Annotated in this window: 27 protein-coding genes; 23 read left to right on the forward strand and 4 right to left on the reverse strand. The window is 30.1% G+C overall.

The window, feature by feature from the left end:
- The first annotated feature begins 346 nt into the window (after positions 1–346).
- The 13 genes from gnd (at position 347) to L3B96_RS05285 (ending at position 11,296) form a co-directional block, all read left to right on the forward strand.
- Positions 347–1,249 carry a phosphogluconate dehydrogenase (NAD(+)-dependent, decarboxylating) gene (gene gnd / locus L3B96_RS05225; RefSeq protein ID WP_023975169.1) on the forward strand — a complete coding sequence of 301 codons (903 nt, stop codon included), beginning with the start codon at positions 347–349 and terminating at the stop codon, positions 1,247–1,249.
- A 2-nt stretch (positions 1,250–1,251) separates the two neighbouring features.
- Positions 1,252–2,253, forward strand: coding sequence for a D-isomer specific 2-hydroxyacid dehydrogenase family protein (locus L3B96_RS05230; protein WP_238859059.1), 1,002 nt, complete (start codon positions 1,252–1,254; stop codon positions 2,251–2,253).
- A gap of 11 nt (positions 2,254–2,264) precedes the next feature.
- A complete protein-coding gene (locus L3B96_RS05235; protein ID WP_238859060.1) occupies positions 2,265–3,368 on the forward strand; it encodes an iron-containing alcohol dehydrogenase family protein in 1,104 nt (367 codons plus the stop codon).
- Between the two features lie 10 nt (positions 3,369–3,378).
- A complete protein-coding gene (locus L3B96_RS05240; protein WP_238859061.1) occupies positions 3,379–4,209 on the forward strand; it encodes a PTS sugar transporter subunit IIC in 831 nt (276 codons plus the stop codon).
- 12 nt (positions 4,210–4,221) lie between these two features.
- Positions 4,222–5,079, forward strand: coding sequence for a PTS system mannose/fructose/sorbose family transporter subunit IID (locus L3B96_RS05245; RefSeq protein ID WP_012058422.1), 858 nt, complete (start codon positions 4,222–4,224; stop codon positions 5,077–5,079).
- A gap of 21 nt (positions 5,080–5,100) precedes the next feature.
- A complete protein-coding gene (locus L3B96_RS05250) occupies positions 5,101–5,604 on the forward strand; it encodes a PTS sugar transporter subunit IIB (protein WP_012058423.1) in 504 nt (167 codons plus the stop codon).
- A 55-nt stretch (positions 5,605–5,659) separates the two neighbouring features.
- The gene (locus tag L3B96_RS05255; protein ID WP_238859062.1) at positions 5,660–6,532 is read left to right on the forward strand and encodes a hypothetical protein; all 873 of its coding nucleotides are present in this window, start codon (positions 5,660–5,662) and stop codon (positions 6,530–6,532) included.
- 76 nt (positions 6,533–6,608) lie between these two features.
- Positions 6,609–7,061: a PTS fructose transporter subunit IIA gene (locus tag L3B96_RS05260; protein ID WP_238859063.1), complete on the forward strand. Its 453-nt coding sequence runs from the start codon at positions 6,609–6,611 to the stop codon at positions 7,059–7,061.
- 12 nt (positions 7,062–7,073) lie between these two features.
- On the forward strand, positions 7,074–8,156 hold the full coding sequence (uxuA, locus tag L3B96_RS05265) for a mannonate dehydratase (RefSeq protein ID WP_238859064.1): 1,083 nt from the start codon (positions 7,074–7,076) through the stop codon (positions 8,154–8,156).
- A 2-nt stretch (positions 8,157–8,158) separates the two neighbouring features.
- On the forward strand, positions 8,159–8,794 hold the full coding sequence (gene eda, locus L3B96_RS05270) for a bifunctional 4-hydroxy-2-oxoglutarate aldolase/2-dehydro-3-deoxy-phosphogluconate aldolase (RefSeq protein WP_171788391.1): 636 nt from the start codon (positions 8,159–8,161) through the stop codon (positions 8,792–8,794).
- A 281-nt stretch (positions 8,795–9,075) separates the two neighbouring features.
- Complete coding sequence (locus L3B96_RS05275; RefSeq protein ID WP_012058428.1) at positions 9,076–9,999, forward strand: ABC transporter ATP-binding protein; 924 nt, start codon at positions 9,076–9,078, stop codon at positions 9,997–9,999.
- A complete protein-coding gene (locus L3B96_RS05280) occupies positions 9,996–10,694 on the forward strand; it encodes an ABC transporter permease (RefSeq protein ID WP_012058429.1) in 699 nt (232 codons plus the stop codon). Before L3B96_RS05275 ends, L3B96_RS05280 begins: the two co-directional genes overlap by 4 nt.
- A gap of 11 nt (positions 10,695–10,705) precedes the next feature.
- Positions 10,706–11,296 (forward strand): TetR/AcrR family transcriptional regulator, encoded by a 591-nt coding sequence (locus L3B96_RS05285; protein ID WP_012058430.1) that lies wholly within the window; start codon positions 10,706–10,708, stop codon positions 11,294–11,296.
- Between the two features lie 274 nt (positions 11,297–11,570).
- Here L3B96_RS05285 and L3B96_RS05290 read toward each other — a convergent pair whose 3' ends face one another.
- Complete coding sequence (locus tag L3B96_RS05290; RefSeq protein WP_238859065.1) at positions 11,571–12,995, reverse strand: PLP-dependent aminotransferase family protein; 1,425 nt, start codon at positions 12,993–12,995, stop codon at positions 11,571–11,573.
- 174 nt (positions 12,996–13,169) lie between these two features.
- Between L3B96_RS05290 and L3B96_RS05295 the strand changes: the two genes are divergently transcribed.
- The 5 genes from L3B96_RS05295 to L3B96_RS05315 all read left to right on the forward strand — a co-directional run bounded on the left by L3B96_RS05295 (position 13,170) and on the right by L3B96_RS05315 (position 16,817).
- On the forward strand, positions 13,170–13,541 hold the full coding sequence (locus L3B96_RS05295) for a pyridoxamine 5'-phosphate oxidase family protein (RefSeq protein ID WP_012058432.1): 372 nt from the start codon (positions 13,170–13,172) through the stop codon (positions 13,539–13,541).
- Positions 13,542–13,932: 391 nt separating this feature from the next.
- Complete coding sequence (locus L3B96_RS05300) at positions 13,933–15,051, forward strand: DegT/DnrJ/EryC1/StrS family aminotransferase (RefSeq protein WP_238859072.1); 1,119 nt, start codon at positions 13,933–13,935, stop codon at positions 15,049–15,051.
- A 149-nt stretch (positions 15,052–15,200) separates the two neighbouring features.
- Entirely contained in the window at positions 15,201–15,653 is a 453-nt protein-coding gene (locus L3B96_RS05305; RefSeq protein WP_012058434.1) for a GNAT family N-acetyltransferase, read from the forward strand.
- 300 nt (positions 15,654–15,953) lie between these two features.
- Entirely contained in the window at positions 15,954–16,373 is a 420-nt protein-coding gene (locus L3B96_RS05310) for a GNAT family N-acetyltransferase (protein WP_077853834.1), read from the forward strand.
- Between the two features lie 255 nt (positions 16,374–16,628).
- Positions 16,629–16,817 (forward strand): hypothetical protein, encoded by a 189-nt coding sequence (locus tag L3B96_RS05315; protein WP_238859073.1) that lies wholly within the window; start codon positions 16,629–16,631, stop codon positions 16,815–16,817.
- Between the two features lie 188 nt (positions 16,818–17,005).
- Here the strand turns inward: L3B96_RS05315 and L3B96_RS05320 are convergent, their stop codons facing one another.
- Positions 17,006–17,386, reverse strand: coding sequence for a helix-turn-helix domain-containing protein (locus L3B96_RS05320; RefSeq protein ID WP_077831526.1), 381 nt, complete (start codon positions 17,384–17,386; stop codon positions 17,006–17,008).
- 140 nt (positions 17,387–17,526) lie between these two features.
- On the opposite strand from L3B96_RS05320, the gene L3B96_RS05325 reads away from it, so the two are divergent.
- Positions 17,527–18,183 (forward strand): flavodoxin family protein, encoded by a 657-nt coding sequence (locus tag L3B96_RS05325; RefSeq protein WP_238859075.1) that lies wholly within the window; start codon positions 17,527–17,529, stop codon positions 18,181–18,183.
- A gap of 341 nt (positions 18,184–18,524) precedes the next feature.
- Here the strand turns inward: L3B96_RS05325 and L3B96_RS05330 are convergent, their stop codons facing one another.
- On the reverse strand, positions 18,525–19,367 hold the full coding sequence (locus L3B96_RS05330) for a TerC/Alx family metal homeostasis membrane protein (RefSeq protein ID WP_275297109.1): 843 nt from the start codon (positions 19,365–19,367) through the stop codon (positions 18,525–18,527).
- 471 nt (positions 19,368–19,838) lie between these two features.
- Here L3B96_RS05330 and L3B96_RS05335 point away from each other — a divergent pair, with 471 nt between their 5' ends.
- Positions 19,839–20,693: a zinc metalloprotease HtpX gene (locus L3B96_RS05335; RefSeq protein ID WP_238859098.1), complete on the forward strand. Its 855-nt coding sequence runs from the start codon at positions 19,839–19,841 to the stop codon at positions 20,691–20,693.
- Positions 20,694–21,258: 565 nt separating this feature from the next.
- On the opposite strand, the gene L3B96_RS05340 is transcribed toward L3B96_RS05335, so the two are convergent.
- The gene (locus L3B96_RS05340; protein ID WP_238859100.1) at positions 21,259–21,618 is read right to left on the reverse strand and encodes a helix-turn-helix transcriptional regulator; all 360 of its coding nucleotides are present in this window, start codon (positions 21,616–21,618) and stop codon (positions 21,259–21,261) included.
- A gap of 553 nt (positions 21,619–22,171) precedes the next feature.
- Here L3B96_RS05340 and L3B96_RS05345 point away from each other — a divergent pair.
- The 3 genes from L3B96_RS05345 (at position 22,172) to L3B96_RS05355 (ending at position 24,888) form a co-directional block, all read left to right on the forward strand.
- Positions 22,172–22,357, forward strand: coding sequence for a helix-turn-helix domain-containing protein (locus tag L3B96_RS05345; protein WP_238859102.1), 186 nt, complete (start codon positions 22,172–22,174; stop codon positions 22,355–22,357).
- 487 nt (positions 22,358–22,844) lie between these two features.
- Entirely contained in the window at positions 22,845–24,212 is a 1,368-nt protein-coding gene (locus L3B96_RS05350) for a phage replisome organizer N-terminal domain-containing protein (RefSeq protein ID WP_238859104.1), read from the forward strand.
- Positions 24,213–24,261: 49 nt separating this feature from the next.
- Positions 24,262–24,888, forward strand: coding sequence for an ATP-binding protein (locus L3B96_RS05355; protein ID WP_343073059.1), 627 nt, complete (start codon positions 24,262–24,264; stop codon positions 24,886–24,888).
- The last annotated feature ends 133 nt before the right edge of the window (positions 24,889–25,021 follow it).

Genomic DNA, 25,021 nt, shown 5'->3' on the forward strand with positions numbered 1-25,021 from the left:
GGTTGAATTATTAAAAAATAGCATTGTTATAAGTATATCAAATAGTAATTTTGTGTCAATATCTTGAATACGACAAGTCAACTCAGTTCCTTATTTTTATGAGAAGACTAACTATAATAAGCATTTTTAAAGCACTAACAACTAAATCATTAGTAATCTTTTAACTATAACGACTTAATATGTCTGCTACTTTATATAAATATCATAGTATTTCTGAAATTGCAAGAGGTGGATAGAGATAGAAGTATGAGAAAAGCGTAATTGTATCAAAAAAATTTTTTTTTATAAAAATATTTACAAAAAAAATTTTTTTTGATACAATAGAGACATGAAATGGAGGGATTGTATGAAAATAGCAATTATAGGTCTTGGTAAGATGGGGTTAAACATAGCATGTAATTTAAAGAATCATAATTATGATGTTATGGGATTTGATTTATCTGATAAAGCAAAAGAAAATGCTGAAAAGGCAGGTATAAAAACATTTGATAATTTAGAGAAAATCGTTACTTCATTTACTGAAAAAAGAGTTATCTGGTCTATGTTACCTGCTGGAGAAATTACGGAATCTGTATTGAATCAATTGCTGAATTTACTTTCTCCAAATGACATTGTCATTGAAGGTGGAAATTCAAATTTTAAGGATTCAATACGACGTGCAAAGACTTTTAAGGAGAAAGAAATATCTTATTTTGATTGTGGAACATCAGGTGGAACTTCTGGAGCACTTGGCGGTGCATGTACTATGATTGGTGGAGATCCTGAAGTATTTAAGGATATAGAGCCAATTTTCAAAGATATATCAGTTGAAAAGGGTTACTTATATACTGGCCAATCAGGAAGTGGTCACTTTTTGAAAATGATCCATAATGGAATCGAATACGGAATGATGCAAGCAATCGGTGAAGGTTTTCAAATTGTTAAAGAAAGTGAATTTGATTATGATTTAGCTGCTGTTGCAAGGGTTTGGAATAACGGATCTGTTATTCGAGGTTGGCTTATGGAAATTGCTGAATCACAATTCAAAGCTAGTCTGAATTTAGAAGACTACAGAGGAGTTGTTGCTGCATCTGGAGAAGCAAAATGGACTATTGAAACTGCTTTGGATATGGGGATTGCAGTACCAACAATTGCTTTAAGTTTATTTATGCGTAATTTGTCTCAAGAAGATGATAGTTTTTCTGCAAAGGTAGTTTCGGCTTTACGAAACGGATTTGGTGGACATTCTATTGTAAAGAAGGATAAGTAGATATGAGAGAATATAAGATAGCTATTGTTAATTCAAGTAGTTTTGGAAAGATATTCCCTGAACACATTGATCGTTTGAAGGAAATAGGAGCTGTTGATTATTTTCAAGTTGATAATGAAATGAATGGAAAAGAACTTGCAAACTTATTAAGTGGATACAATATTATCATTGCAAGTGTAACCCCATTTTTCACTAAAGAGTTTTTTGATTATAAAGATGAGCTTTTGCTGATTACACGTCATGGAATTGGATACAACAATATTGATATCGATGCGGCAAAAGAACATGATACTATTGTTACAATAGTTCCGGCTTTAGTAGAACGGGACGCAGTCGCAGAAAACAACATTACAAATTTGCTGGTTGTATTAAGAAAAACAATGGAGTCCAGTAATCGAGTTAAAGCGGATCGTTGGGAAGATCGAGCTGAATTTGTTGGACATGCACTTTTTAATAAAACAGTAGGTGTTATTGGAGTTGGAAACACAGGAAGTTGTGTAGTAGAGATTGTTAGAAATGGCTTTAGATGTAATGTTTTAGCTTATGACCCATACAAGTCAGATTTGTATTTACAGACTTATGGGGCAAGAAAAGTTGAATTAGATGAATTGTTGACTTCTTCTGATATTATTTGTCTTTGTGCAAATTTAACCAAAGAAAGTTATCATATGATATCTAAAAACGAAATAGAAAAAATGAAAGACGGTGTTTACATATCGAATAGTGCGCGAGGAGCATTATTGGATGAAAATGCGGTTATTGAGGGATTGAAATCTGGAAAAATTGCTGGTTTTGCGACAGATGTTTTAGAAGAAGAGCCAGGAAGAAAGAGCCATCCTTATCTAGCTTTTGATAACGTTTTAATAACTCCTCATACATCAGCTTATACTATAGAATGTCTAGAGCAAATGGGTAATAAATGCGTAACAGATGTGGAACAAATAGTTCAAGGTATTTTACCAGAAAGGGCAATTCAGTCAACAAGTAAATTCATTAAAAAATAGGGGGGATAAAAATGTTGACAGATTTAAAGGTTAAAGTTGGTCCTGAGTTCTATAGGTATCATGAAGGTGCAATTGATTTTATTCCGCAATTATTAAAAGAACATAAATCAAAGAATATCTTGATCGTACATGGAACAATTTCTTGGGAAAAAGCAAAGCCAAAGATGAAGTTTTTAGAAACGATAGATAAAAATGTTTTTTATCATCAATATACAGGTGAATGTAGTTATTATGGTGGAGATTTAATAGCACAAATCGTTGAAGAAAATGATATCGATTTTATTATTGGAGTTGGTGGTGGAAAGCTTGTAGATCTTGTTGGATATGCTGGTCATATTTGTAATGTTAAATATGGGGTCGTTCCAACTTTGGTTAGTAATTGTGCACCATGGACACCTCTATCTGTTATGTATAAGGAAAGTGGAGAATCAGAAGGAAAATCTGAGCATTATATGAGGCAGGCTAGTTTCCTGATAACAGATCCGCATTTGGTGATTGATTCTCCAGTACGTTACTTCATTGCAGGGTTGGCAGATACAATTGCAAAATGGTATGAATCAGATTCTATTTTAGCTCAAAAACATTTACAGAACGAACCTTTTTTGAAGTTAGCAAGCTATACTGCAAAGTTATGTAATGAATCAATTGTAAAAGAATCGGCTAAAGCAATGAAAGATATGGAGAATAAAGTAGTTTCGGAGGAATTTGTACATTTATCTGAAATTGTGATAGCAGTTGCAGGTTTATGTGGAGGATTGGGAGATAAATATGCCCGTAATGCCGCAGCACATGCAATGCATGATGCAATAGCTAAATATATTCCGGAAAGCCATTCATATCTTCATGGCGAAAAAGTAGCTTATGGGGTTTTATACCAGTTGGCTCTAGAAGGCAAATGGTCGACGATTGATTCTTTAATGCCTTTCTATTCAGATTTGAAACTACCTGTATCTCTGCATTATATGGAATTGTATCCAGAAGATGAAAAAGTTCTTGATGATATAGTTGGTTTTATTAATTCAAAAGAAAAAGTTCATTTGATTCCTATTGTAATTACGCCAGATATTTTGAAAAAAACAATCTTTGATTTAGAAAAATATGTAGAAAAGAGGTAGAAGAAGAGTAATGGAAACTTTAAGTGTATTACAGAGTTTTTTAATCGCTTTGTGGGTTGGCGCGGTTATGTCAAGATGGCTTGGTGGAGGAGCTTCACTAACGCTTCGATTTTCACCTTTAATGACTGGTTTGATTGTTGGTATTGTTATGGGAAATGTTGGCCAAGCAATGATTGTTACAGCAGCGCTGCAGTTGATTTATATGGGCGTTTTTTCTCCAGGAGGATCCATGCCACAAGAACCATCTATTGCAGCAGCTATCGCAGTACCGGTTGCTTTATTAGGAAATTTACAGCCTGAAGCCGCTATTGCTGTCGCAGTTCCAGTTGGTTTGTTAGGAAGTTATTTATATCAATTCCGTTTTTTTATCAATACATTCTTAGGTAAATATACAGATAAAGCTGTAGAAGATTTAAATGATGGCGCTATTAAGCGTTCGATAATTCTTTTACCTACAATTGCATCATTTGCTTTATTTGTACCATTGGTATTTGTAGCTTTATATTTTGGGGCACCAATTATTGCAGATGTAATCAATGCTTTGAAAGGAAGTTATGTCATTCATATACTTGAAGTTGTTGGTGGTGGATTAGCTGCTATTGGTATTGCCACAACAGTTTATGTAATTGGACGTAAGGATTACTTAGCATTCTTTTTCTTGGCGTATTTCATGAGTGTTTCATTAAAATCATTGAATATTACAATGGTAACTTATGCTGTGTTTGGTCTATTGATTGCTTTAATTTTCAGTATGTCTCAAAAAGGAAAGAATGTTCCTAGTACAAATGTTGTTAAGGGTACAGAGACATTAGATGAAGATGATTATGATGATGGGTTTTAAGGAGTAGATAAAATGAGTGAAAATGTAAAAAGAGCTGCTAAAGCTCCAGAAGAGATCACAAAAAAGGATGTTACTAAAGCATATTTAAGATGGCATTTTGCGAATGAAATTCCACATTCATTTGAAAGATATCTTGCATCTTCTTTGTTGTATGGAATGATGCCAATTTTAAGAAAATTATACAAAGATGATGAATCGTTAAAAGCTGCTTATAAAAGACAACTATTATTTTTCAATACTCAGTTAAGCTGGGGTGGTGGAGTTATTACTGGTTTAATGGCTTCCATGGAATCACAACGTGCAAAAGAAGAATATGAACAATCAGAAATAACAATGCAAGATGATTTGATGTATAACACAAAAGCTGGTTTAATGGGTGCACTTGCTGGAATTGGTGATGCAATTGACTCAGGGACTGTGCAATATATCTTTATTGCCATCGCAGTTCCCTGGGCACAGCAAGGTAGTCCATTAGGAGCGTTGTTCCCATTCGTTTGCTTTGCACTTTACCAAGTTTTATTGGGTCTATTCTTTGCTCGTCAAGCATTTGATATGGGACGCAACGCAACAGGATTGATGGGAAGTACAGGTGTTAAAACTGCAATCGATACTTTATCTGTTTTAGGTCTATTTATGATGGGAATCTTAGCAGGTAACTATGTAAAAGTTAGTGCAAATTTACAATTTACGATTTCTGGAAAAGCATTCATTATCCAAAATATTTTAGATTCTGTTGCTCCGGGTATTTTACCATTAGCAGTAGTTATGGGAGTTTATTTGTTCTACAATAAAAAAGGTTTAAAAGTTACACCAGCATTATTATGGTTAACATTAATTTTAATTGTTTTAGCTAGCGTTAGAATTCTATAGAGTAAAAAGGAGAGTTGAAAAATGGGTGTTATAAATTTAGCAAGAGTAGATGAACGTTTAATTCATGGACAAGTTATGGTGACTCTTTCACAAAAGAGCGGGGTAAATTCAATTTTTGTAGTAGATGAAGTTGTAGCAAAAGACCCATTCATGAGAGATTTATATAAAAATGCAGGTAGCCGTACCGGACAAAAAACAATAGTAATTACGCCAGAGAAAGCTAAATTCTATTGGGATGAATATCAATTCAAAGATTATAATTGTATCTTGATAGCAAAAACTGTAAAAGTTATGTATGACTTGGTTAAACATGGAGTGCCAATGAAAGAATTGAATATTGGAGGTATTGCACAAAAAGATGCAAGTAAAGATTTACTAGTTACAAAATCTGTTTATATAAACAAAGAGGATGTAGATAGATTAGTAGAAATGAAAGATAAATATGGAGTAGAGAATATCTATTTCCAAGCTACTCCTTCTGCTCCTAAAACAGAATTGAAAGATGTTGTTAGTAAATTTAAATAATTGTTTTTAAATGAAAGATTATTATTTTCCTTATAATAAAAATTGGAGGTTTATCATGGAGGATATTTTTAACGATAGATTAGCTAGGTATTCGTTTATGTATCGCTCACGGAATAGCAATAAAGAGAAAACTAGATTTTTGAAGGCGCTTGTAACAGATATATCACAAGTGCGAAAAGATATTTCCGTAATCGAATATAGTAATCAAAAAAAAGACAGTGCACGAAATGTGTATGTTGGAGATATTGAAAAGGCAGATCAAATCGTTTGTACTTATTATGATACACCTCCAGCCTATTTAGGAGATTATGTATTGTTTAATAGAAAAAAACAAGAAAAACAAACTACAAAAGCCGTTCTTTGTATGTCTCTAATTTGGATTTTCCTGGGTATTCTAGGAACACTTTTATATATGAAATTGGTTTTTGCACCATTTGTTTTATTTTCTGCGCAAACAGCATGTCTTGCACTAATATACGGTGGATATTTTATTATTTTATCAAAGTTATCAAAAGGTGAGTGGAATCGAAAGAATTTAATTAGAAATACATCTTCAGTACTTTGCTTGCTACAGATGTTAACAGAGAATCAAAATCAGAAAAAAGTTGCTTATGCATTTATCGATGACGGTTGTTATGGCAGACGAGGATTAGATGTCTTAATGAGTTCTGTAAAAAAGAATGCAAAGGTTTATTTTTTAGATTCTATTGGAGCAGATGCCACTTTAAATGTAATGGGTAAACAATTTAAAGAAGAGCTTGCTGAATCTAAAGAAATCCGATATGTATCACCTAGAGGTCAAATCAATTATTTATTTTGTGCAGATATGAATCAAGATAAAGAGTTTTACTTAGATAAGTCAAAGTTAAATAAGAAAAATTTAAATTATAGCCATTTTACTCAAGTAATAGAATTGTTAGGCATATGAAAGAAAATAAAGAGTCCAAAAAGTCATGATTATTTTTGATTATGCCTTAAATCAAAATATAAAAGGAGATTAAATCATGTTAGGAATTGTAATAGCCACACATGGTACCTTAAGCAACGGTATAAAAGATGCAGCTGAAGTTATTATGGGGAATACAGAAAATATCGCAACTGTAAATTTAAATGCAGGAGATGATGTTGAGAAACTTGGTAAGAAGATAAATAACGCTATTTTAGAAGTAAATCAAGGTGATGGTGTTGTGGTATTAGTTGATTTAGTGAGCGCAAGCCCATATAATCAATCAGTTCTTGCGACAAATCAGTTAGACCCAGAACTAAAAGATAAGGTTTATATTATTGGTGGAGTTAACTTACCTATGTTATTGGAAATAATCAATCATCAAATTTTAGGGACACAAATTGAAATAGTTGCAAAATCAGCTGCAGAGCAAGCAAAAGAATGTATTAGTTCATGGCATTTTTCTGATAATGTAGATACTAATGAGGTTGATGAAGATGATGATTTTTGATGGAGGGATAAAATGAAGTGGGGATTTAGATGGTATGGAGTGAAAGACTCTATTCCTTTAAAACATTTCAGGCAAGTTCCAGGAACAGATGGTGTTGTAGGGACCTTATTAAATAAGTTACCTGGAGATGTTTGGGAAGTTGATGAAATTAAAGAATTTAAGGCTTCAATTGAAAAAGAGGGATTGGAGTTACTTGGTATTGAAAGTATTGCGGTTCATGATGTAATTAAAGCAAGAACAAAAGACTGTGATCATTATATTGATAATTATATTAAAACAATTAGAAATTTAGCAGCATGTGATATTCATTTAGTATGTTATAGTTTTAAACCAATTTTCGGATGGGCTAAGACAAATTTGAAATATGAAAATCCAGATGGTAGTTATTCATTGTTGTTTGATCAGTCTGTTGTAGAACATATGGATGCGAGTGAGATGTTTAAGCTTATAAATAGTCAATCTAATGGGTTTAAATTACCTGGATGGGAAGAAGAACGTCTGAAAAAGTTTAATGATTTGATGGAAATGTATGAAAATATTACAGAAGAAGATTTATTTAACAATCTTGCATACTTTCTAAAAAAAGTTATTCCTGTTTGTGAGGAAGTTGATGTGAAAATGGGGATTCATCCGGATGATCCACCATGGGAAATCTTTAATCTTCCAAGGGTAACAAAAAATTTAGAGGATTATAAAAGAATAATAAATATTATTGATTCTCCTTATAATGGTGTAACACTTTGCACAGGATCTTTAGGAGCAAATCCAGAAACAGATTTAGTCAAAGTCATACATGAATTAGGAAATAGAATTCAATTTGTACATTTAAGAAATGTTGAATTTTTGGGAAAACAAAAATTTAGAGAATCTGCTCATTTGAGTATTGATGGATCATTGGATATGTATGCACTTATGAAGGCGCTTATAGATGTTAATTTTGATGGGGTTATTCGTCCAGATCATGGTCGTTCAATTTGGGATGAAATAGCAATGCCAGGATATGGTTTATATGATCGTGCTTTAGGCTTTACTTATTTAAGAGGATTGCATGAAGCTATCACAAAATCTCAAAAAGAAAATGGATTGGAGCAATAATAATGAGTGTAAATGTAGATGTATATAAAAAATTAGGAGAAATAAAGTTATTACCACTTTATACTGCAACTGATTTAAAGTATTTAGATGATTTGGAAGAGATTCTTTTAAGAAATGATGTACCTTTTATAGAAGTAACATTTAGAAGCAATCTGGCTTTAGAAGCAATTAATAAACTTTCACAATCGGGTAAGTTAATTGTTGGAGCAGGAACTGTGCGTACATTAGAAGAAGCTAAGAAGGCAATTGAAAATGGAGCAAGTTTTATAGTTTCTCCAGCAGTGATTCCAGAGATAATTGAATATTGTATTGAAAACAAAGTTCCAGTTTTTCCTGGAACAGCAACTCCAACTGATATTCAAAAAGTAGTTAGTTATGGACTTCATGTTGTAAAGTATTTCCCAGCAGATATTTATGGTGGTTTAAAAGCAATTAAAGCATTAAGTGGACCATTCTATGATGTGAAATTCTTGCCGACAGGGGGAATTAATTCAGATAACTTTATAGATTATATTAGTAATGATAATATTTTAGCGGTTGGTGGATCATTTATTATTTCTGAAAAAATGATTAAAGAGGATGGGAAAGAAAAGACGAGCAACTTGTTAAAATCATTGGTTGATCAAATTAAAGCTTAGTGCAATATTGCACGGCTTTTTTTTGATGATCATGTAATTAACGACGCGACTCCATAACCTCTTGGTTACCATCTATTCTAATCATAAAAACTGTTGCAGTAAATGATAAGAAGATATTCAAAATAATCTGCATTAATATAGAGATAAGGAATTTAGTAGTAATGATAAGAATAAATAAAAAACATGAATATTGAGTATTGCGTTTTATAATCTACAATGTTATACTTCATTTAAGGTACTTCAGTATCTTAAATGAAGTATAACTTGGAGGTGTTTACGTTTTGTCAATAATACAAACGAAGAAGTTAACAAAGAGTTACGGATCAAAAAATAGTGTTTATGATATTAATCTGACAGCTAATGAAGGTGAAATATATGGTTTTCTAGGATTAAACGGTGCAGGAAAAACAACCACAATGCGGATGTTGCTTAAAATGATTAATCCTACATCTGGTGAAATTTATTACTCTGGACAATCAATTTCAAAGTTGCCTTCTGAATTTTGGAATCAGGTGGGTTACCTAATTGAAACACCACATGCTTATCCAAACTTTACTGTAGAAGAAAATCTTATATTATATGCAAAGCAAAGACTAATACCTGATTCAGAAATTAAGAAACGAATTGATGACATTTCACAGCAGCTATTGCTAGATAATTACCTACAGGTTAAGGTAAAAGATCTTTCTTTGGGAAACAATCAAAAAATTGGATTAGCTAAGGCGCTTATTCATAGACCCAAAATTCTTTTGTTAGACGAACCAACAAATGGATTGGATCCAGAGGGGCTTGTAGTCGTTCGTAATCTTCTATTAGAAATGGCTAAAGATGGGACAACTATTTTTATTTCAAGCCATCTATTAGATGAGATGGAAAAGCTGGTAAGTCGAATTGGGATATTAGCACATGGATGTCTGCTACGAGAATTAAATTTTTCGGAATTTGAAACCTGCAGAGAATCTAAGCTTTACATAAAAACGGATGGCTCTGTCAAGAATCTTGAGCATTACCTTGCTACAAAAAACTTGCAATGCACATCAGTAAGTGAACAGGAAATACTTGTTTCGGATATATCTATTAACCAATATTCTGCTTTATTACAGCAGTTAGAAAATCAGAAATTTAATCCAATGATTTTTCAACCTGTAAATGAAAGCTTAGAAGAATTCTTTATTAGAACAATTAAGGAGGGCAAATCATTATGAAACAGATATGGTCAATGACTAAAATTGAGTTTTATAAAATAATACGAGGTCATATACCAATTTACATTTTAGCCTTTTATAGCTTTTTGTTACTTATCCATATGCAGGATAAAACGTGGGAAGAATTTTTGAAAAATACTTTTTTTATGTATTCTACTGTTATTGGATTAATGGGATTTGGTATTTTAAGCAGCTGGGTATTTGGTAGAGAGTATCAGGATCAAACTTTTAAAGATCTTTTGTCATTGCCAATTTCTCGTACAAGTTTAGTATGTGCAAAGTTTTTTGCTTTAGGATTAAGTTTTTTAGGCATAACAGTATTAGCAATTGGTGGGACATTTGCCATGGGTTTGTGCTTGGATTTTACAAATTTTGATGTGTTATTGACTGGAACTCTTCTAAAAAGGTTAGGGATAGTAACACTCTATAATTGTAGTCTTAGTTTTCTATTCCCACTTATCGCTAGCATCACGCGAGGAATATTAGCTCCCGTTAGTACTTCCTTTGTAGCTATAATTATAGCTGCCATTTTTGGATCGCAGCCCATGGGTCGTTATATCCCGTGGACAATTTCAGGAATATATTTAAATAATCCTCAGCTTATTAATTGGATCAGTAAATTCACGATTTTGGCTATTTTATTTATTGGTGTTTATGGTACTATATTATGGTGGAATTATGTAGACCAAAAATAGGAGGTTATATCATGAATGAAAAAGTTAGTCGACGCCGAGGAGTTATACTTGAAAATGCGATTTTAGATCAGGCTTGGTTATTGCTTAATCAAATAGGATATAGCAAATTGACTATGGACGATGTAGCTCAAGCTGCAAAGACTAATAAAAATGCTATTTATCGTCGATGGCCACAAAAATGTTATCTTATTTTTGCCGCTTTAAGCCGACATGCACCATCAATAGAATTAGAAGTCAGTGATCATGGTTCGCTAAGAGAAGATTTAATAGCCTTATTTAATGTTTTAAATCTATTTGAAATTATCAGACCCGATGATCTACGAGATGTTATTTTAGATATGCTTTCTAATATGACGCCTTACGATTTATTTAATGTTATAAACAACGGAAATGGTCTTCGTGAATCAACTGAAACTATTATAACGCGAGCTAATCAGCGCAAAGAGATTTCACTTTCAATAGATACTATTTCTGAAAAGGCTTTAAATTTACCAGCTATACTAATTATAAATGAGCTTGTTTTACATGGAAGGATCACAGAAACGAATACTGAGGATATTATTGATAATATTTTGCTTCCCATATATAAAGCGAGTAAATAATCTAATTGGTAAGAATAATATTGGACTTATAATTAAGATTCCATTATTATTTCTTAATAAAGAAAAGAGCTGGATTCATAGCATAAAAACAATTAGATTAGATTTAAAAGGTTCAAATGTTGATTAAAAAATAGAATTTGGACCTTTTATTAATTCGCTCAATATCTTATTTAATAAATAATTTATATAGGCTAAAAAATGAGCTATCGCTAATGGATTTTAATCCGCTAATGCGACAACCCTTATAATGCCTATTTTAATTTCCTAATAGGATTTACTTACTAAACCATGCTTTACTAAGTAAATTAACACCTTCAGCAATGTCACTGTCAGTCATTCCACCAAAACCAAGAAAAACCATATTATTAGGATATTTATCCTTGCGTAACCAATATGTAGATACAGGAGAAACTATAACGCCATACTCTTTAGCTTTTTCTATTATCTCTTCTTCAGATAATCCATTATTTAATTCCAGCAAGATATGCAAACCTGCATTTTTACCATGAATAATAACATTATCTCCCATAAATTTATGAATAGAGTGAATTAACATATCATGTCTTCTTTTGTTTAGAAGAGATATCTTGCGCAGATGACTATCCCAATGTCCTAAATGCATAAACTGTTGAATGATTTTTTGCTCAACTATTGGAACTGAGGTTTGGTAGCTGCTAAAAAATTTATCATATATTTCTATTAATGATTGGGGTAATACCATATAATTCAATCGCAAGCTTGGGGATAAAGACTTTGAAAAAGTACCAATATATATAACACAGCCTTTTGAATCGATGCCTTGTATTGAAGGTATTGGCCTTGAATTGTAACGAAGTTCACTATCATAATCATCTTCAATTATAATTCCATTTTCTCTTCTTGCCCAATCTAATAATTGTAACCTTTTTTGAATTGGCATCACTGATCCAGTAGGAAATTGATGTGAGGGGGTTACATATACTATCTTTGCGGAATTATTTTCTAATTCAGCAATATTTATTCCATCCTTGTCTAAGCTAATTGGAACAACATCATATCCGTTATTGTTAAAAATCTTTCTTGCGCCAATGTAGCCAGGATCTTCTAAAGCTACTTTAGAAAAATTGTTTCTAAACATTTGGCATAGCAAACTTAAACACTGCTCAAAGCCTGAAGTAATAATAATCTGTTCTGAGGTACATGAGACAGCCCTTGACTTATTTAAATAATTCATTATTTCTATTCGTAATTCTTTTTCGCCTTTACTGCTAGTATAGGATGTCATAACATCAGCATCTATAGAGGCCAAGCATTTATTGGATATCCTTCTCCACAAGCGCAAAGGAAAATCAGAAGCATTTAACTTTCCATATTTGAAATTATACTTATAATTATTATCAGAATTCATCTTAGGTAGCGTAGTTTTTTTATATTTCTCAATATTGACAGAGTTATCTCTTTTTAACTTAGTGATTAGCATACTATCTAGTTTTTCAACTATGAATCCACTGCCTGCTTTACTTGTAACATATCCTTCAGAAGAAAGTTGTAGATAAGCACTTTCTACTGTATTTCTACTGACATTTAATGTTGTTGCAAGCGTTCGTGTTGAATATAGCTTACTACCTTCCAGAATTTGTCCTGAAATTATCTCTTCTTTTAGCTGCTCGTAAATTTGCAAATACAGTGGAACTCTTGAATCATTATCTAGAACAATCATTTTTTTAAAACACACTCCTTATAAACTGTATCCTATAAAATAAAATGAATTGGCACTTTTGATGAGTACACGTTGATTGTATAATTGTTTTATAGAAAAGTCAATGTGCACAAATTAAGACTTTTTAAAATATGAAAATAATTAAATTTGTAGAAATACAGAGGAGGAATTTAAATGTTAAATGAAAAATTGCTTGAAGTTATATCACATGAAGGTGTAGTGGCTATAGTATCTTGTAGTAACAATGAGGCGCATGTAGTTAATACTTGGCATTCATTTCTTAGTGTTACTGAAGATGGTAGGATATTAGTACCTGCAGGAGGCATGAGAAGAACTCAAAAAAACATAGAAGCAAATAATAAAGTTAAAGTTACTTTAGGTAGCAAAGAGGTTATGGGACATCAACATCCAGGAGCAGGATTTTTAATAGAAGGAACTGCAAAATTCCTTGTAGAGGGTCCAGACTTTGATATGGTGAAGAAAAAATTTCCTTTTTTAAGTAGAGTATTAGAGATAACAGTTATATCTGCTAAGCAAACTATATAGTAATAATATAACATAGCTTTTGAAAAAGAGTACTTTATATTAGTGAAATATCTAAAAAGTACTCTTTTTAGATGTTATTAATATGGATTATGTAAGTTTAATTCAGCAATATATATAGGGTATAGGACTATATAATATGAGAAGTTGGATAGCAATTGATTATGTTCGTATATAAATAATCTTATCTATCAATTAGAGGGCAGTTTATTAAAGATAGGATAAATGTAATTATTGTAGGAAAACAGTTAGGATATTAATATTGACTCATACCTAAGGGTAGGAATTAAAATAGGTGTATAAAGAAAAATAACTATTCATATAATTTGAGCAATATGCAGATTTATAGTAGTAATTTATAAAAATATAGAAAAAACAAAAGGAGGAACATAAATTGAAAGTTGATTTTTATACATCTAAAAGAGAATATGAAGAACATAAACAAGAATTTGATAATGCTGTTATTAGCGTTATGCAAGAAGGAATTTCAACGCTTGGAAAAGAGGTGACTGATTTTGAAAAATCTATTGAGGAGTTTACCGGAGCTAAACATGCAATTGCTGTTGCATCTGGAACTGATGCGCTAATTTTAACTTCGGATATTTTAGGATTTGAAAATGGAAAAGAAATCATCACATCTCCATTTACTTTTCTTGCATCTACATCATGTATAACAAGAAGAGGGGGAAAACCAGTTTTTGTAGATATTGATGAGGACACTTTTAATATTGATGTAAATAAAATAGAAGAAAAAGTTACTAAAAATACTGTTGGTATAGTTCCGATTCATCTTTTTTCACAAATGGCTGATATAGATAAAATAATGGACATAGCAGGTAAACATAATTTGAGAGTACTTGAAGATGCTGCTGAGGGATTTGGAATGAGATGGAAAGGAAATGGATCTGAATATAAACATTCAGGCACTATTGGAGATTTTGGGATTTTCTCATTCTTTCCAACCAAGACTCTTGGTGGTTTTGGGGATGGAGGAATGATAGTGACAAATAACGATGAATTAGCTAGATTAGCTAGAATGTATAGAGTTCACGGAGCATCAAAAAAATATCACTATGAACACATTGGATACAATTCAAGATTGGATACTATACAGGCAGCTATTCTTCAAGTGAAAATGAAATACATAAAAGAAAGCATTAAAAAGAGAGAAATTGTTGCCAATTGGTATTTTGATAGGTTAAAAGATTGTCAGGAATTAAAATTTGCCACTTTGAAGGGCGAGCAAAATCCCGTGTATTATGTATTTAATATATTAACAGAAAAGAGAGATGAACTTGGAGAATACTTAAAGAAAAATCAGATTCAATTTAGTATTTATTATCCTATACCATTACATCTTCAAAGGTGTTTCAGTTATTTAGGTTATAAAAAAGGAGATTTTCCGGTTGCTGAAAGTATATGTGAGAGAATACTTGCACTTCCAATATATCCTCAAATAACAGAAGCAGAAGTTGATTTTGTATGTGAAACTATCAAAAGTTTTTTTAAATAATATTAGAAGACTATAAAGGTGAATTAGAGAGTTGAAAATACTAGAAACTTTACATAATATATAGATTTGATGTAGTAAATTATGGTGAAATACTACTAGCGCATAGTTATATCGAAATAAAATCATAAAGTATAAAGAGGAGAGAGAATATGGAAAATATAAAAATTAAAAAAGCTGATTTAGAAGATTTAGAGTTGATTGGAAACTTATTCAATAAGTATAGAATATTTTATGGACAAGATTCAAATTTAGAATCTTCAAAGAAATTTATTGAAGAACGAATGATACATAATGAATCAGTAATTTTTATTATCATGAAAGACTCAATAATACCTCTAGGATTTGTTCAATTATACCCATCTTTTTCATCAGTATCCATGAAAAGAATATGGATACTAAATGATTTATATGTTGAAGAAAGTGCGAGAAAGAAAGGTATAGGTAAAAGTTTAATGAATAAAGCAAAAGAGTTTGCATTTGAAACAGGAGCAAAAGGATTAACCTTATCAACTGCAATAGATAATACTACTGCACAAAAACTATATGAACAATCAGGGTATAAAAGAAATGAAATGTTCTATCATTATAGTTATTTTTTTTAATAAACAAACTAAAATGTATTCAAGTTTAATTTCCGTTTTACGGTCATGCTTTAATGTTATATTCAATATATAAGATTTACACTATTCTTAAATTATGAATTACTAAAAATAAATAGCAAATTATAAAATCGCATTATTCAAGAGATTGAATTTGCGGTTTTTTACTGCACAATATGTAGAAAGTGCGTAGTAACTGGTAAAAAATGTTCTTTGAAAACTGAATAGTATAATACTTGTAAAATATGATATAATTTAGTAGTTGAAATTTTAAGCTTTATTAAGAAAGGAGATTTTAAGATTATGATTATTGAAAAGTTAAATATAGAAGACATTTCGCAGGTATTAGAATTGCATAGTACTCTTATACCATTTGAAATTTCTTTTGATAAAGCTATTGAAACATATAAAGAAATGCTAACGAATGAGAATTATTATTTAGTAGTTGCTAAAGAAGATAATAAGATTATAGGTTCGGCTATTGGGATATGTTGTAAATGCTTAGCGGTATCTTTTTTAGTAATTGAAGATGTAATTGTTAAAGAAGGATTAAGAGGAAAATGCATAGGGCGAAAATTAATGGAATCACTTGACGAGTTCGCTAGAACAAAAAATTGTGCTTATGCAATTCTTGTATCATCTGATTTTAGAAAAAATGCACATCAATTTTACGAAAGAGTTGGGTTTACAGACAGCGTGAGAGGATTTAGAAAAGTTTATTAGGCAAATAATAAACTACAATGCTATGGAAGAATATAATTATGTTTCAAAAGTAAAAACAGATTTAAATATCACATTATTCAAGATAATAAATGAATAATGTGATATTTTTTATTTCGTAATTCTAAAAAATGCGAAGTAGCTATTTTAAATATTATTCTTTGAAAATTTAACAATGGAATTTTTACAAAATATGGTATAATTGATTCGTAATAGTAAATTATTGTCAATGATCAATTAATACTAGGGAGGAATTTCGTGGATAAAAAGATAAATGCAAAATTGACGAATATAAAAAATTCAATGGCTAACTTCACAGATTTGGTAAATTGTTCACAAATAGGTAATTTAAGTCAATTAACGAAAGGGTATCTACTCACTAGGATTATTACTAGCGTTATAGTTTGTGGAATAATTTCATTAATAATCTATGCTTTAAATACTTAATAATAATCATTAAAGATGTTATAACTAGACATAAATAGTTTCATGCTAGTTTTCAATATTCTTACATTATGCATTAAAGTAAATGAGAAGCATTTAAAAGATATGAAATATAAATTTATAATAATAAGGATAATATATAGATTTACTTTTACGTAAATTTATATATTATACATTTATTTTATATTATATTATTCATAATTTGATTTTGACGTATCAAGTTTAAGTTGCTCTTCACCCCATAGGTATAATTCCTTAAATGTGGGAAGTAAGGCTTTACCTCTTTCTGTCAAAGAATATTCAACCTTAGGGGGAATGGTTTCATATTGAGTTCTAACAATTAGCTTATGTTCTTCTAATTCTTTTAAAGACTTTGTAAGCATCATATTAGTAATACCTTTAACTTTTCGTTTTAATTCACTATATCTAGTAAAATCATTGTTGGATAAACACCATAAGATAGGTAATTTCCATTTTTGGCCTAAAATATCGAGTGCATATATAACAGGACATTTTCTTTCATATACATTATCGGCAGGGAATTCTTTATTATAATTCATATAATCACTCATAATCACAACTCCTTCAAATTCAATAGTATACTTTTTATACTGGCACAGAAAAAACTGCATTCTTGTATATCTTTTCTCCTATGCTATATTAATTATAACAAAAACATTATAAGAGAATATACAGAAAGAGGAGTGCTACTATGAAAATTTATGGTATTAACGGAAGTCCAAGAAAAAATAAAAATACAGCTACATTGCTTGAAAAAGCTTTAGAGGGAGTAAAAGAAGCTGCAAAAGATAAAGAAATTGAAACTGAAATAATTAATTTATATGATTTAAATTATACTGGATGCATAAGTTGCTTTGCTTGTAAAAGACTTGGAGGTAAAAGTTATGGAAAATGTGCAGTAAAAGACGAGCTTCAAGAAGTTTTAGAAAAAGTATCTCAAGCTGATGGGCTTATTTTTAGTTCTCCAGTATATTTTAGTAATGTAACAGGTAAATTTCTATCATTTTTAGAAAGATTATTATTTCCATATCTTGTGTATGATAATAATGGTACTTCACTGGCGCCAAAGAGGATGCCAACAGCATTTGTTTATACAATGAATGTTAAAGAAGAGGTGATGAAGCAAATTGGTTATTTAAAAACTTTTGAGCGCATGGAATCTAATATTGGACATATATTCACAAAACCATTAGTTATGTATTCAAATAATACTTATCAATTTGATGATTACTCAAAATATAAAGTTGAATCCTTCTCTGAAGAAGAAAAAGCAGCACATAGAAAAATTCAATTTCCTTTAGATTGTCAAAAAGCATTTGAACTAGGTGCAAATTTAATAAAGCACTAGAAATAAAGTAGTATATTAAATTATGAGAAAAGTTAACCTATAAGAAAACTTTTGATTAGTTAAATAGATATAAGTTTATTAATTTTATTTTGGAAAACTATGAAATATGACCTGCACCATACTAGCATTAGAAGAAATATGTAATTAAAAGCAACTTGAAATTTAAATATAGCTTAAAGCAAGAAATGAAAGTGCTGTATTATTCTAGAGTGAATTATACAGCATTATTAATTATATATGAAAATTAATTTCCTTGCCTAATGAAAAATAATCATGGCATTTAGGTCTTGTTATTTTTTTATGTGCCTTATTTTTTGTTTTATATGATATTATTTAATAATTCATTTTTTCCCTTCTTTGCTGATTATTATAGAGGTTATTACACTTATTACAAGAATTAGTAAAATAATAGAAATAGAAATCACTATAGATATATGATACTTAAATGATATTCCAAGCTTTATACCAGTAAATATAAGTATTAAGGCTACTCCGTATTTAACATATTCGAAGGTGCTGTGTAGTTTTTCTAAAATAAAATATAAATTTCTAAGACCCAATATTGCAAAAATATTTGATGTGTATACAATGAAAGCATTAGTCGTTATTGCAAATATTGCAGGTATTGAATCAATAGCAAATAGTAAATCTGATCCTTCAATTAAAAATAATATTGCAAATAATGGTGTTGCATGAAGAACATTGTTTATTCTTATAAAAAACTTTTCATCATGAAGCTCTTTAGTTACAGGTATCATTTTTTTTAGAAGTTTAATTAATTTACTGTTCTCAAATGATACATCATCTTCTTTGTTAATCATCATTTTTATACCACTTATAATAAGAAGTATACCAAATATATATATAATCCATTTAAATGCATTAATAATTGCAATTCCTAATAAAACAAATATAAATCTTAGAATAATCGCACCAAAAATTCCATAAGTTAAAATTCTTTTTTGATGTTTAGCAGTAATTCCAAAGCTTGAGAAAATTAATAAAAAGAGAAAAAGATTATCGACACTAAGACTTAATTCAATAATATATCCTCCGAGAAATTCTAAAGCTCTTTCAGAACCCATGTAATACCATATAGCTAAATTAAATATAGCGGCTATAAATGTAATTAATAAAAACTTAAATAAATGTTTTCTAGTAGACATTTTTGTAGCTCCTTTCAGATAAATTTGTATTTAAATTGTATATATTTTTTTAATATATTCGAAATTTTATGTAAAAACAATATTAATATAATTTTTGCTTTTTTGTGTAAATTATAATAATTTTAAAAAGTAATTAAAAAACTTATTTAAAATAATATAACAATTATGTAAGAATAAATCAATAAAAGTTTATCATGTTAAGATTTTTATAATATTGACAAGTTTTTTATTTAATAGTAATATTGTTAATAACAATATTAAAAAGACAGTGATAATCTCATTTATAGGGGGAGTAACTGCCTGTTAATTATAACAGGATTCAAAGTCGTCATTACGGAGAGATCCCGGCTTTGAAAGCAAAAAATGCTTAGTGAGACTCTATAGTTAGAACGTGTTCTAGCTATAGAGTTTTTTTTTGTTACATAAATTTCTGAATTGAGAAAAAATTGTCAAAATATTTTAGTGATTAAGTAAAAGGAGGAAAACAAAATGAGTAGTTTTGGAAATCAAATTAAAACTTTACTCTTGATGAGTGTCCTGACGATATTAGTAGTATTAATAGGCGGAGGTATTGGAGGGCAATCAGGGATGCTGATGGCTTTGGTGCTTGCATTAGTTATGAATGGAGGAAGTTATTGGTTTAGTGATAAAATTGCACTATCTATGACTGGAGCTAAGCCATTAACAAGAAATGATAATATTGAAATTTATAATATGGTGGAAAGATTGACAGCAAATGCAGGAATACCAATGTCAAGGCTTTATATTACAGCTTCTACGCAGCCTAATGCGTTTGCAACAGGAAGAAATCCTAAGCATTCAGCTGTTGCTGTTACACAAGGATTATTGAATATACTAAATTATGAAGAATTAGAAGGTGTTATTGCTCATGAACTGGCACATATTAAGAATAGGGACGTGCTTATAAGTACTATTGCAGCTGTAATGGCAGGAGTAATCACAACAATGGCTAATTGGGCGCAATGGGCGTTAATGTTTGGCATGGGTAACAGTGATGAAGAAGAAGGCTCAGGATTCCTAGCAGCTTTACCATTAATTATTTTAGGACCTATTGCAGCTATGTTAGTACAGATGGCAGTATCGAGATCTAGAGAATATCTTGCTGACAGTACAGGAGCGAGGATTGCAGGACATAGCAGAGGACTCTCTAATGCATTACTTAAGTTAGATCAGGCTTCAAGAGTGGTTCCTATGGACGTAAATCCTGCAGTAAGCCATATGTTTATAGTCAATCCTCTAAGTGAGCAAAGATTAATGAATCTATTTAGCACTCATCCAACGATAGAAGATAGAGTACGTAGACTTCAAAATTCAAATTTATAGTCTTATTTAAAATTAGGAAACTAACTTGCTATTTTTTTGAATGAGCCTTAATAAAATATGAAAAGATCGTACTATACAAAGGAATAAAGTTTATTCAAGTGAAATAGCAGGAAGTCTAAAAATCATACCCAGATAAATTCGTTAAATTTCAAATTGTAGAATTCCATGAAGATGAGAAGTTCAAATATCTTGATGAAGTTGGCATAACAACAGCCATAAAATATAGAAGAGAAATTATTATAGAATTTACAAAATATAAAAATGGTCAGTTAGTTGCAGCAATGAAAATAAAAGTATGAGAATAGAAAAGGTTCAATATTTTTGCATTTGAGGAGGGTGTAATTAAAAATAACTTAAAATTAAAATATAGCTTAAAGCAAGAAATGAAAGTGCTGTATTATTCTAGAGTGAATTATACAGCATTATTAATTATATATGAAAATTAATAATTAAAAGGTTGTATATCAGTGATATAGCTATTTGTACAATTAATTAGAAGTACTGTAATTTAATTGCAGCATTTTAATTTATTTTTAGTGAATAACTTCCTATTATAGACAAGAAATTAAAAGCCTTTATCATGATTATTAAGTTGTGAGCAACGATTAAACTCCATTTCTAATACTGTGTTTACCGTATGTTTGCCTAGATTATCTAAAGAATTATATTTTTTTAATAAACATTCTAATTCTTCTGATAGTTGTAAACGTGTTTTTATTTTGTTTTCATCCCATCCCATTAAAATAGATGGAGTTGTTTCTAATATTACTGCAAGTTTTTCGATTTTGTCAGAAGGTATATTAGAGATTACACCGCTTTCATATCTTTGAAGTGTTGGCTTACTAATAGATAATCTTTTAGAAACATCTTCTAATGTGAGATTCAATTCTAATCGTCTATTTTTGATATTTTCTTTCAAACCCATTTTATATCACCTCTTAGTTCTATATTAAAAGTAAGTAAATTATAGATTATCAATTAATATAATTTATTGATAATCTATAATAAAATTGAAGCGTCCTAATAAAACTTAATAACTTTTTATTTATTTTGTTTACTGCAGTTAGGCAAATTAAAAAAATCATTCTAATTTTGAGACTATTAATATAATTTATTTGCAATGGTTAACAAAATAAAATATTTAAATAAATTCTGGTAATAAGTATTAGCATTTAATTTTTAATTAAGGTCGATAAATTAAAGAGTTATGATAAATAATAATAATAATCACTTGTAATTAATACATTGGTTAAAGTCCATAAATTAAGACAGTGTAGATAAAATATATTATAGCATTTATATATATTAATGTATTGGAAGACAGTCCAAAATTTATATATTTTAATTTATTATAACATCTGTTTCTGGATATGCAACAATTATTTTCCAGTATATAGAAAAAGTTACGTAAGAAGTATTGACAATAATAGCCATAATATATAAAATATTACTTAATGAGTAACGAAAGGGGAGCATTTATGATATTAGTTAATGAGTTAAAAGGAAAAGGATATACTCAGGAAAAGCTGGCAAGGGAATTAGGAATGTCTCCAAAAACCTTAGGTAATAAACTTAATAAAGGAATATTTGGTTCTAATGAAATTGATAAGATGATAAAACTATTAGATATAAATAATCCAATAGAGATTTTTTTTAATAAATAAATTACTTGAAAAGTAAATTGTATTAACTTTATATATAGTGTTAGAAATCAAAAATTAATTATATATATTGCAAAAATAATTCTTCATCACAATTCTAAAAATATTGCAAGAATTTTATACGTAATTGTGAAATGTGCATTGGGAATTGCAACGTATATATTGTAATGTAAGAGCATTATGTTGAGCTGATAGTTATTTTTATAGAAGGACAAGCTACTGAAGAATCATTAAAAGAAATTTTAATTGAATTAAGAAAATAGTAGTCTTAAATTAAAAAATAAATGCAAATTTATTTTAATACATCTTTAGCTAGAATGTATCAGGGATACAACTTTTGATAGAAATGTATAGAAAGAAAGTGAGGACTTACAAATGAATTTTAGGATTTTTAAATGTTATATAGATGTTTGTAAGTTAATTGAGTTAAACCCATCATGGAATGGTCTCAAAAGATTTAGGCAATTTTATTTATGGGAGCGTGAAAATAATGGCAGATATTAAATGGATTAAATTAGCTACTAATATGCATGATGATGAAAAGATGAAGTTAATAGATGCAATGCCTAACAGGGATACAATTCATTATGTTTGGATAAGAATACTTTTACTTGGTGGAAAACTTAATGCTAATGGAAAGGTTTTCTTATCAGAAGGGAAACCTCTCACTGCCAAAATGTTAGCTGTATTATTTTCTAGGCCTTTAGAGGATATTAAGATTGCATTAAAAGTATTATCTAACTTTGGCATGATTGAAATAGCTTCTGATAAAGTAATTAGAATTGTGAACTGGGATAAGCATCAGAATATAGAGGGAATGGAAAGGGTCCGTGAACAAAATAGAAAAAGAGTTGAAAATCATAGAGAAAAGAAAAAAGAAGAGAAGAATGCAGCTAAAAGTAATAAGGAAGAAATTCAGGAAGATAAAGTCTTAGAAGAATTTATAGATTTAGAAGAAAATCAAGATATGGATGAAAGTGTAGAATTAGAAAAAACTAATGAATTAGAACGAAAGAAAGATTACTCTAAGAATTCTACTATAGAAGAAAACAAAGCTCTAGGTAAAAATGATATATTAGAAAATTTGGAAACTAATGAAGAGGCTTCTGGAAATACGTATATTAATGATAAAACTAATATTACTACTAGCGAAGCAGGTAATAATAGTACTGTAGAAATTATTGATACTAATGAAGATATCAGTAATAACATTTTAGAAACTGCTGATGATAATTGTATTGTCACTAAAAATAATAGTAACGTTACACGAAATAGAAGTAACGTTACAGTAACGCAGCAGAATAAGAAAAAGATAGATAATAAGAAGAAGAATAAGAAAGAGAAAAAAGAGATAGATAAAGATAAAAACATAGAGGGTAAAAAGAATAATGGTTTTGATATAAATAATAAAGGCTCAGCTTGTGATGATGAAGTTAGCCAGTCGAATCTATCTAAGAAACACAATAATACTAAAAGTGAATCAGGGGAAGAGGAGGACATAAATCTTAAAGCTTTAGAGCTTATGCATTATCATGAAAAAATAACAGGAAAGCCAGGAGGATGCGACTATGTTGCTCTTAGATCGGCTATTGATATCCATGGAGAAAAAATGGTTAAGATGGCCATGGATGTTGGGTTTGAGAAGAATTGTCCTGACATAAAGTATGCAATTGGGGTATTAAAAAACTGGAGGAGAGATGGGTATCCAGAAGATCATATGGAGGTAAAGAAAAATGGGGTTAGAAGCAATGGAAAGAGTAACAGAGCAGATAAAAATGAATTTGCAGGATTCAAGCCGAAGGAACCGCGAAAACTTACAGAGGCTGAACGAAAGAGGATTGAAGCAAACCTCATATAAATGCGATAAATGCTGTGATACTGGATGGATACTTATCCCCCAGGAACATATGCAGCCTCTTGCTGTAGCCTGTGAATGCAGAAAAATAGAAAAACTAAAGAATGAGTGGAAGTATTCGGGAATCAATGTTGAACAAAGTAAACTTACTTTTTCTAGTTTTGAAGTTTGGAATAATGCGTCACAAAGGATGAAGGACACTGCAGCAGCATATTGTACTGATTTTGATGAAATAAAAGATAATAGGCGAAATAGTATTTTATTATGTGGACAGGTTGGTAGCGGTAAAACGCACTGTAGCATTGCTGTTGCATTGAATTTTTTAAAACAAAGAATTAAAGTGCTGTACATGCCTTATCGTGATGTAATCACAAAGGTAAAACAAAATATGATTGATGAAGAATATTATACTAGGACCATCTCAAAGTATCAATTATGTGAGGTACTACTTATTGATGATCTCTTTAAGGGAAAAATCAATGAAACAGATACAAATATTATGTTTGAAATTATTAATTACAGGTATCTTAATTTTCTGCCTATCATAGTCAGCAGCGAATTCTCTGTTGACAGATTACTGACATTTGATGAAGGGGTCGCTTCAAGAATATATGAAATGTCAAAAGATTATGTTGTAGAAATTGAGAAGGATATTAGTAATAATTATAGGCTTAAGTAAGAGCCCAAAAAGTGAGAGTCCAAATTTTATATTTGGTTACTCGAACTTTCTCTGTGAGCTTTCATATTTGGCTGCTCGCACTTACTCCCATGAACGAATGTGAGTAGGAGTTTCCTTGATTGTGCCTAAGCTA

This window comes from Clostridium sp. YIM B02569 (assembly GCF_022320765.1).
Lineage (GTDB): Bacteria > Bacillota > Clostridia > Clostridiales > Clostridiaceae > Clostridium > Clostridium beijerinckii.